The organism is Nonomuraea sp. WAC 01424 (genome assembly GCF_003947315.1).
Lineage (GTDB): Bacteria > Actinomycetota > Actinomycetes > Streptosporangiales > Streptosporangiaceae > Nonomuraea > Nonomuraea spiralis.
In genome coordinates this window covers 214,438-223,879 of record NZ_QHHZ01000022.1, presented here as the reverse complement: position 1 = coordinate 223,879, position 9,442 = coordinate 214,438, and the positions used below count along the sequence as shown (strand labels likewise).

Genomic DNA, 9,442 nt, shown 5'->3' with positions numbered 1-9,442 from the left:
ACCGGCTGAAGAACTTCCGGGCCGTGGCCACGCGCTATGACAAGCGCGCCTACATCTTCCTCGGCACCGTCACCCTGGCCGCCCTGGTCATCTGGCTCCGGACCTGATCCAAGAAACAGCTCCTAGCTCGTGCGCTCGTGTCTTGGGCCCCCCACCAGCCGCCCTTCGCTCCACCAGGTGCGGGATGACAACGCAAGTTCCCCGAACATCGCCGGGCCGGATCCTGTGGGGCTCAATAATAGGGATTTGGCGTCTGACCTGCGGGTTGTCGGTGGTTCAACTGGCGACCTGGTGCTCGTTGATGAGGCCGCTGAGGATGGCATTGTGGAATCGGTGGCTGGTGAGGTCGATGGGGGTCGGCGGTCCGGTTTCGGCTTGCGCTGGGGACAACTGCCCGATGCTGCGGTGAGGCCGGGCCGTGTTGCAGTCCTCCAGGTGGCGCGGGTGAGCCTACTCCTGGGGGGCGAGACTGATCGGCCTGCGTCCGTACGCGGGCGTCACGTTCGAGACGGTGGCCCGCCTGGCCATCGCCACATTGCGCGGGCTGATACTGATGGCCCCCGGCAATCCGGAGATCACCACCCGGCGGTTCCAGGCCAATCCGTTCGGGGCGCCCGAGCCCGCCGAATGGTCGGAGCCCGCGCAGGCGATCGCGTCCGTGGTGCTCGGGCTGCCGGAAGCCGACCCCGAGGTGGACTGGACCGACGAACATGAGCGCTCGGTCGCGGCCGCTCTGCGAAGCGGGCGGTGGGCGGCGAGCTGACAGCCGCCGCGCGGGGGCCTGGCCGGGACGGGCGTGTGATCAGAGGTTGTCGCCGGTCAGGCTGCTGGGTACCACAGCGACCTGACCGGGTCGGCTTGACGGCGGGGTCAGCCGATGCGGCGCTTCTCGTACTCGTCGATGGCCTTGCCCAGCTTCGCCAGGCGCTCAGTGAACCAGACGTTCTCCGCGCCTGTCGCGGGACGGTTCGGGTCGACGTACTGGTAGCCGAGGTTGGAGAACAGGGCGACGACGTACGTGCGGCCGCCCTTGCCGGGCAGGGCCTTCACGATCCCCGCGTCGGCGCCGGAGTTGTTCACCCAGCCGTTCTTGTGGGCGTAGGTCACCTCGGCCTTCTGGTCGCACGGTCGCACGTCGCGGCCGTAGGAGATGCCCTGGCCGGGAATCGTCACGGTGCCGTCGGCGCCGAGCCACCGCGAGGGCGTGAGCTGCGGGATGCCGGGGGAGGGATAGTCCGCGCCGCACCAGTTGGTGGTGGAGAGGGTGACGTTCATGCCCTGCTCGGCCAGCCTGCTCCTGAAGAACGTGCGGGAGGCGTCGCTCAGGACGTCGGCCGTGACCGCGGTGCCGCCCGGAGTCTTCCACAAGGTGCCCGCCCCGCCGTTGACCAGCGTCAGCAGCTTCGCCGTGTCGAGCGACGTCATGGTGACGGGGTTGCCCCATCGCGCGCCGTTGTCGGGGTTGGTGTTCTTGAGCTGGAGCGTCTCCAGGCCGAGGTCCTGGAAGGTCTGGTTGAGGCCGTTCACCGCGCCCTTGTCGTGCAGCAGCTTGACCATGGCGCAGGCGGAGGCGTTGGACGACCAGGTGAGCGCAGAGTCGAGGAAGTTGCGGACCGTGTCGCTGCGGGCGGGGCCGCACAACGAGCTGACCGTGACCGGCTGGTAGGCGTAGGTGTCGTCGAGCGAGATCTGGCCCGCGTCCACCAATCGCAGCACCCCGAAGCCCACCATCAGCTTCAGGACGGAGGCGGGGTAGGGGCTCATGAAGTCGATGGCGGCGTTCTCGCGGCCCGGCAGGATGTCGATGCTGCCTTGGCCGCGGTTGGCGTACCAGCCGGCGTCGTCCCACTGCCTCCAGCGGACGGCCGAAGTGCGCAGCTTGTCGTCCATCGGGACGATCTTGCCCTCCGGGTACTGCGGGCTCATCAGCACGGTGCCGGAGGACAGGGGGCGGCCGAGCCGGTCCAGCTCGATGACGGTCAGGTCGATCTGGGGCTGCTGCGTGATCGGCGCGGCGGCCGCGGCGGCCGCGCGCAGGTCCGCCTTCTGCGGGACTTGCTTCGCCTCCTTGGCGGCACCCTCCCGCCGCAGCGCGTCCAGGTCGGTCGCACTCGTCGGCGGGTTGGTGTCCAGGACCTGCTCGAACCGCTGACGGCCGAGCGCCTGTTGCAGGAAGTGCGCCAGCGCGCTTCCTGAGCCGTTGTCCGCCTCCGCATTCGCAGGGTTCGGCACGACGAGGCCGCCCAGCAGCACGGCTGTGGTGGCGAGCCCGGACAGGACACGCCTCGGGCGACTTGTTGATCTAGTCAGAATCACTAGATCACCTTAGTCAGAAATGATCTCTGTTATCTGGCAGTTATGAAAGATCTCACAATAAGTCACGACTCGTGATCATCCGATCGCAGGCGGGCGATGTCATCGGGCCTGCCGGCCCGCACCTCCGAACCACCACCTGCGCCCTCCTGGACACCGCATCCACACCGCATCCACGCCGCATCCACACCGCAAGGAACGCCCAGCGCGATCCGCACCGGGCAGCGCCGGGTGGAGCCCCTTTGCTCGCCCGTCTTTGGCTGGCTCAACCTCCTCGTCCGCCACATGCGTAAATATATTGTCACCCACCGTGACAATCGCGAAGTCTGCGCTTTGCGGTATTGATCAGCCAATTGGGTTACTTCCGCTGGACGGTCCTGGACACTTCGCGAAGCGCCGTCCGCCGAGCCGTCCCGGCCCTTTGGGCGATTCGCCATGTTCAAGTCTTTGCGCTCGACACTGCCGCACCCTTCCTGGCCTTTGACGTGCAGCAAGCGCCAGGGCGCCAGTGGATCATCGATCCCGGCAAGGGGACGCTGCTGGCCGTGCGGGACCTCGTGGCGACGCCTCCGCACGGCTCGCGGGAGCTTCCCCCCGGAGACGATGGCAAGCCTCGTCGTCTGACGGTCGGTGATCAGCCTGATCGGTTCCACAAGCCGGGGGAGGTCTCCGGGGACGAGACGTACGAGGTCGCCGAGTGGACCGACACGGCGCCGGACTTCTGACGTTCACCCTCTCGTACGCGACGACCTGACCCGCCGTGCGCCCACGCTCATGCGACGTCCGTGAGCCGTTGAGCGGCCCGGCGTGCGTCCTGCCCGTCTGGATCAGCCCCCAGGGTCCCGGCCGGACGTCGCTCTGGTGGGGTGACGTGGGCGCGCCTGGGTCCATGCCTTGAGATGTCCCGATCACAGCAGCTTGACGCCAGGAGCGGCAGCGGTGGGACCAGCCCACCACCTTCACCGCCAGGACGGGCTTGGACTTCCAACCGCCCTGACCTCAGCCTTGAAGCTCCCTAAGGGCACAGCGCGGAGGTCAGCAGGGTCATGGCCGCCTGGTGAGGGTTGCCGGAGAACGGGGTGATCGACAAGGTGACCTGTCGCGAACCGTCGGCCGAGTTGAACGCCACCGTGAGGTAGCCCGGGGCGCCGCCGCCGTGGCCATACGCAGTGCCGCAGGGAAGAGGCGCCAGCTCCAGCCCCAGCCCATACCCCTCGGTCGTACCGGGATCCTTCATCTCCTTCAGCAGGCCAGGGCGGAGCAGCTTGCCCTGGAACAGGGCGCGGTAGAACCGGTTGATGTCCCCGGTGGTGGAGATGATCTCGCCCGCCGCACCGGCCATCGTGGGATTGAACCGTGTGACGTCAACGGGGACGACCTTGCCACCCCTGGTGACCGGCACATATGCGTGGGCGTGCGGGCCGTACACCTCCGGTGAGGTTCCCGGCACGCGGGTGTGCCGCAGGCCGAGCGGCCGCAGGATCCGCTCCCTGATCTCTGTCGCGTACGGCCTGCCGGTGACCTTCTCGATCAGCATGCCGAGCACGATGTAGTTGGTGTTGGAGTACCTGTACTCGGACCCGGGTGGGAAGTCGCGCGGGAGCTTTTCCGCTCTTTCCACCAGTTCGCGTGCCGACCAGGTGCGGTAGCGCTCCTTGGGGATGCCCGCCTCGTCCATCATGCCCGTCGAGTACTCGGGAAGGCCGCTGGTGTTCTGGAGGAGGTGCCTGATCGTGATGTCGGCGCCCTTGTCCACGAGCTTCGGCAGCCACTGCTCCACGCTGTCGGACAGGTGCAGCTTTCCCTCTCCCACCAGTTGAAGCACCGAGGTCGCCGTGAACGACTTGGTCACGCTCCCGGCCCGGAAGCGCCCGTCCACCGGGGCCGGCTGGGCATTGTTCATCTTCGCCCTGCCGCTGGCGGCTCGCCAGGTCTTGTCCCCGTCGCGAACCTCGGCGATCGCGGCGACGGCACCGCCTGCGACGATCTTGTCCAGCATCGCCTGCAAACTCGTCCGACCGCTCGGGCTCGCGTCTGCCGCCGCGGTGGCGGTCACGGCGGGCGTTGCCGACAACGACACGGTCAAGTACGCCACGACGGCTGCGCTTCTGCGTCTTCCCTTCACGTTGCTCCTCCGATTCGCGGAGTCCGGCTCTCGGCCTCCGCCGTACCAAGATCCGGCGCGAGAGGGCGGTACGGCGTCGGAGTTGTCCCCTACGGAAACCCTGATTCAACACCGACGATTTCCGACTTGGGAAGGACGCCTGTGTTGGCCTTCTGGCCAACCTCGGCCTTGAAGCTCTCGACGCAATCGGCGCGCCACGCCTGCTCGGCTCACCAGCATCGCCGTCGGCATCCGATGGGCACGCGACGACTTCCACAACCCGCTGATCGCCCTGGGTGATCTCGGGGTCGTCGCCGCAGACCTCGCAGGTGCGGGTGTGGCCAGCCGGTGCGGCGACCTCGCCGCACCGGGCCGCTCGCCGCCCCAGCGACTCCGACGAGTCCTCAGTAGGCCTGACCAGCCCGGAAGACGCTTAACGATCACGTATTGCGGCTTTGGGGTCCACCTTGGCTGGACTCCTTCTACAACAACCACGGCCCCGCCTACCACAGGCACGGCATGCACGCCCTCGGCGCCGTACCCGGTGGTGGAACCAAGGCCCAATGGGCACCTGCGTGTCCGTCGCCCTGGTCACCGGCGCCTCCTCGCTGGAGGAGATTCGCCAGCTCGGCGGGATATAGGTCTTCGATACTCGTGATAGGCGGCCGGATTCGAGGAGCCCCCGCCTGAGCTGACTCCGTTGCCTCGGTTCCCGGCCGCCGGTCAAGGCGCACCGGGCCCGCACCTCACAGGCAGCTAGGGCAGCACGCGTCCTGGTCGCCGCTCCGGCACAAGCCGCAGGTTCCGTCATCGACATCGGCCACACCATCGTCGATGGGCGGTACATCAAGGGGCCGGGCAGCATGACGAACAACGGCGACTATACCAACGTTTGCGTGGTAATCACGGGAAAAAGAACTCGAGCGGTTACTCGGACTACACGTTGGCTTGTCGGACCAACCGGCGCTCCGCGTCGTGGAGCGCTCCGGATGTGTTCGCCGGGAACTTGGAGGCACGTGCCTGCTATGAGTTCTACACTCGGATTAGCGCCTACAAGAATGCCGCTCGCGTGGCCAACAAGAACTCGAATCACGTCAAGGTAGGCACCTGCGGCTACCCGGTGAGACAGCAGGCTGCTTCCCCGCTTGGCGGGAAGGTGTCGGTCTCGGGCCACTGCGGCCGGCGCTCATGGCATCGCAGACTTGGAACTCAGCGGCCACCTCGGCGAGGACACCTGGCGCACCATCGCCGACGAGCTCGTCGACACCCTCGTCCGCCTGGTCGCGGACACCGGCGGAACGACATGGCAACGCCCACGCCCCGGCGGCAGCCGCCCGCTTCCGCCTCGTGCCCAACTCGCCAAGGCGCTCAGCCTGCCGACCGCCACCGCACGCAGGCCCTCCCGGAGTTCGAAGGCGCCGGCGAACATTGGCAGCTACGGAGGCCGCGCCACGTCCACCAGCACATGTTCACCGGCCTCGTACGCCGACTTGCCCGATCAACAGCGCCTCACGACGTAAGCCGAAACCGTGGCCGCCGAGCCTGGACTCACCAAGTTCCCGCATCGCCGCGCCCGGCGCGCTGCCGCCGATCCAGTGGTGTGATGGCGGCCGGTCAAGGCGAGGCCAGCGCCTCTGTCGGGGCCAGGTGGCCGGCACGGATGGCGGGGTAGAGCCCAGCCAGGCCGCCGATCAGCAGGGTGGCGACCAGACCGCCTGCCAGTGCCCAGATGGGGATCACCATCGGCAGGGCCTGAATGGCCGCGTACACACCGGTCACCGCGGTGCCCAGGAACAGGCCGCCGAGGCCGCCGAGACCGGACAGCAGCAGCGCCTCGGCCAGGAACTGGAGGAGGATCTGCCCCTGCGTGGCACCTAGTGACCGCCGCAGCCCGATCTCGGCTTTGCGTTCCAGGACCGAGATGACCATGGTGTTGGCCACGCCCACACCCCCGACGACCAGGGCGACCGCGCCGAGGCCGAGCAGCAGGCCGGTCAGGGCCCGGTCTGTCGCCTGGCGGGCGGCGAGCGCGTCGGACGGCCTGGACGCGTTCACCTCGCCGGGCACCTGAGGTTTGGCGACGGCGGCCAGCACGGCGCGCACCGCTTCCACGGCCGAGTCCTCGGTGCGGGTGTAGATCGTGGTCGGATGCCCGTCGAACGACAGGTACCGTGCGGCAGCGGGCCAGCCGATCAGCGCGGAGGAGTCCAACTCCGGCGCGAGCGGTGCCGCGTCCAGCATCCCGATGACGGTGAACCAGTGTCCACTCAGGTACACCTGCCGTCCCAGTGTCGTGACGCCCAGCCGTTCGGCCGCCGTCGAGCCCAGCACGACGGCCGGGTACCTCGCCGTCGCGCCGTTGAGCCAGGTGCCTCGCGCCACAGCCGCCCCGACGAGATCGGGGACGGTCAGCTCTGTGGCGACGACGGCGATGCCGCCGCTCTCGGCCGCGGGGATCCGATCGTTGCGGTACACGTGCGCGTCGGGCAGCAGCGCGGTAGCGGCGGCACCCGTCACCGGGCGGATCCTGCGGATCATGGCCGCCGCCTCCCGCGGCAGCTGCGCCTGCTTGCCGAACACGGTCTGGCCCGGCGCGACCGTGAGCAGGTTGGTGCCGAGCCTGGCCAGGGTCCGGTCCAGCTCGGCTCGGCTGGAGGCGGAGATCCCGACGACCGACACCATCGCGGCGATCCCGATGGCGACGCCGAGGGCCGACAGGAGGGCTCGCAGCGGCCGGGTGCGCAGCCCGGCCGCGCCCACCCTGATCACGTCCCTGGCCGACAGCGCCGTCATGGCAGCACCCGCCCGTCCCGCATGCGCACCTGCCTGGGCAGGGCGTGCGCGATCTCCAAGTCGTGTGTGATCACCACGATCGTGGTCCCTGACGCGTTCAGCTCTCGTAGCAGCGCGAGCACGCCCGCGCCTGCCACCGAGTCGAGGTTGCCCGTCGGCTCGTCGGCCAGCAGCAAGACAGGCCTGCGCACGGCCGCCCGTGCGATGGCCACGCGCTGCCGCTCGCCACCGGACAGTTCGTGCGGCCGGTGCCGTACGCGATGGCCGAGCCCCACCTGGTCGAGCGCCTCCAGCGCTCGGGCGCGCCGCTGCCCGAGCGGCACCCCTGCATACAGCAGTCCGTCGGCCACGTTGTCCAGCGCCGACGCGCCTGTGGTCAGGTGGAACTGCTGGAACACGAACCCGATGCTGGTGGCCCGCAGCTCCGACAGGGCGTGGTCCGGCAGCGTGCCCACGTCCTGGCCGTCGAGGTGCACCCGGCCACCGGTGGGCCGGTCCAAGGTGCCGAGGATGTGCAACATGGTGGACTTTCCCGACCCGGACGGCCCGACGATGGCCAGCAGCTCGCCCTTCTCGACCTCCAGCGAGACGTCATCCAGCGCGATGACACCACCGGGGTAGGCCTTGGTGACGCCCTCGAGCCGCGCGATCATGTCGGCATCCCCACCTTCAGGCCGGCGGTGAGCCCCTGTCCCGACACCTCGACACGCCCACCGGCGAAGAGCCCCGTCCGGACCGGAACGATCCGGCCGTCGGCGAGTTCGACGCCGTACCCGCCCTCGGACAGCGCCAGGAGCGCCGCGACCGGCACCGTGAGAACGTCCTTGCGCACCTCGGAGACGAGCGTCACATCGACCGCCGCCCGGTCGTAGCCCACGGCCCCGATCGCCACGGTCAGCTCCACCTTCGTGGTCGTGCCTGCCTGATCGGAATTGACCACGAACTGCGCCGTGGCGACCTTTCCCTGAACCTGTTCGCCGGCCGGTGTCCTTACCGTCGCCGTCGCGCCGATCCTGGCCAGCCGATACTCCGTCTCATCCAGCCGTACGGTGACCAAATGCGCGCTCCCGGTAACGGTGAGGAGTGGAGAGCCCGGACGGACAAGCGTCCCAGGCCCTGCCGTCTGATCGTTGACGCGGACGGCGCCCGGCTGGAAGACAACCCGGCCGAGCTCGACCACGCCTGTCTGCTTGACACCGAGGTCCTTCTGCCACTTGCGTACGGCCCGCGTGCTCTCCCTGCCGAATACGTCGTCGACGGTGAAACCGCGATAGCCGAGTTCACGAAGGTTCTCTTCCAGCTGCCGGACATCGGCCCCTCGCACGCCGGGCCGCAGCGTTCGGTAGGCGGGCACCTTGCCGTACAAGAGCACGGTGGGGACCTGGTCGACCTTGAACAGCACGCCGCCGCGCCGGACCGTCGAGCCGATGGCGGGGAGCGCGGTGACCGTGCCGGAAGTGGCCGCGGCGAGCGGGCGCTCGCGGCCGTAGCCCACGATCCCCGTAGCCGTCGTGGTGTCGGCCAGGTCCTGCTGGGTGATCTCGGCGAGAGCGGTGGGCACGGCGTCGTGGGTGACCGGTTCGTCTCCGTGCCCGCCGAACACGATTACCGCGGTGGTGGCGCAGACCGCCGCGAGGATCAGCGACCCGGCCGCGAGCCGGCCGGTCATGCCGCGCGGCACTTTTCCATGGCGGCCTTGAACTTCGGGTCGTCAGGGCCGGCTCCGAGGGTGCCGACGTTCAGCTTGAGCCTTCCGCTTGGGTCGGGGTCGGGGAACGTGGGGTACCCGTTCTCGCGCATGCACCTGGCCTGCTTGCGCGCGCTGTCGAGATCTTGCGGACTCGGCTTGCCTCCCCGGCCGCCGGGCAGGAGGCGACCGCATTTGGCCATCGCGGCGTCCATCTTCTTCTTCTCGGCGATGTCGCTGCTGACCTCGAAGCGGCCGTTGGTCGGGTCCTTGATGTCGATGCCCTCACCTCGCATGCACCGGGCGAAGGCCACCTCGGCGTCGCCGGCGGCCGAAGGGCTCGCGGCCGCGCTCGCCGTGGCGCCGCTCGCGGTGGCGACCCTGGTCTCGGGTTGGGCGCCGCAGGCGGTAAGGACGAGGCCCAGGGCGAGGAGCCTGATCAGCGTCTTCGTCTTCATGGCCCGGAGTTCATCGCAGAGCCGATTACCGTGGCGTTAGCGCGAACGTTAACGGTGGCGATACACCCGACCGGATAGAACTCCTGA

The 9,442-nt window shown here is 68.8% G+C and carries 9 protein-coding genes and 1 pseudogene; 4 read left to right on the top strand and 6 right to left on the bottom strand.

Going from position 1 to position 9,442, the window contains the following annotated elements; translation table 11 throughout:
* Positions 1–107, top strand: a pseudogene (locus DMB42_RS45465) (IS5/IS1182 family transposase); the annotation flags it as partial.
* Positions 108–511: 404 nt separating this feature from the next.
* Entirely contained in the window at positions 512–763 is a 252-nt protein-coding gene (locus DMB42_RS45460; protein WP_125646150.1) for a hypothetical protein, read from the top strand.
* A 107-nt stretch (positions 764–870) separates the two neighbouring features.
* Here the strand turns inward: DMB42_RS45460 and DMB42_RS45455 are convergent, their stop codons facing one another.
* Positions 871–2,316, bottom strand: coding sequence for a serine hydrolase (locus DMB42_RS45455; protein ID WP_221762655.1), 1,446 nt, complete (start codon positions 2,314–2,316; stop codon positions 871–873).
* 338 nt (positions 2,317–2,654) lie between these two features.
* On the opposite strand from DMB42_RS45455, the gene DMB42_RS45450 reads away from it, so the two are divergent.
* Positions 2,655–3,038, top strand: a complete 384-nt coding sequence (locus tag DMB42_RS45450; RefSeq protein WP_125646148.1) for a hypothetical protein — start codon at positions 2,655–2,657, stop codon at positions 3,036–3,038.
* A 290-nt stretch (positions 3,039–3,328) separates the two neighbouring features.
* Here the strand turns inward: DMB42_RS45450 and DMB42_RS45445 are convergent, their stop codons facing one another.
* On the bottom strand, positions 3,329–4,312 hold the full coding sequence (locus DMB42_RS45445) for a serine hydrolase (RefSeq protein ID WP_221762654.1): 984 nt from the start codon (positions 4,310–4,312) through the stop codon (positions 3,329–3,331).
* Between the two features lie 1,307 nt (positions 4,313–5,619).
* Here DMB42_RS45445 and DMB42_RS53840 point away from each other — a divergent pair.
* Positions 5,620–5,937 (top strand): hypothetical protein, encoded by a 318-nt coding sequence (locus DMB42_RS53840; RefSeq protein WP_185845208.1) that lies wholly within the window; start codon positions 5,620–5,622, stop codon positions 5,935–5,937.
* Between the two features lie 94 nt (positions 5,938–6,031).
* Here the strand turns inward: DMB42_RS53840 and DMB42_RS45435 are convergent, their stop codons facing one another.
* From DMB42_RS45435 to DMB42_RS45420, 4 genes are read right to left on the bottom strand one after another with little or no spacing between them, the layout of a single operon-like run.
* On the bottom strand, positions 6,032–7,210 hold the full coding sequence (locus DMB42_RS45435) for an ABC transporter permease (protein WP_125646146.1): 1,179 nt from the start codon (positions 7,208–7,210) through the stop codon (positions 6,032–6,034).
* A complete protein-coding gene (locus DMB42_RS45430) occupies positions 7,207–7,863 on the bottom strand; it encodes an ABC transporter ATP-binding protein (protein ID WP_125646145.1) in 657 nt (218 codons plus the stop codon). Before DMB42_RS45430 ends, DMB42_RS45435 begins: the two co-directional genes overlap by 4 nt.
* Positions 7,860–8,879 (bottom strand): peptidoglycan-binding protein, encoded by a 1,020-nt coding sequence (locus DMB42_RS45425; protein WP_125646143.1) that lies wholly within the window; start codon positions 8,877–8,879, stop codon positions 7,860–7,862. The genes DMB42_RS45430 and DMB42_RS45425 overlap by 4 nt, the downstream gene beginning before the upstream one ends.
* Positions 8,876–9,355, bottom strand: a complete 480-nt coding sequence (locus DMB42_RS45420; protein ID WP_125646141.1) for a hypothetical protein — start codon at positions 9,353–9,355, stop codon at positions 8,876–8,878. Before DMB42_RS45420 ends, DMB42_RS45425 begins: the two co-directional genes overlap by 4 nt.
* Between the last annotated feature and the right edge of the window lie 87 nt (positions 9,356–9,442).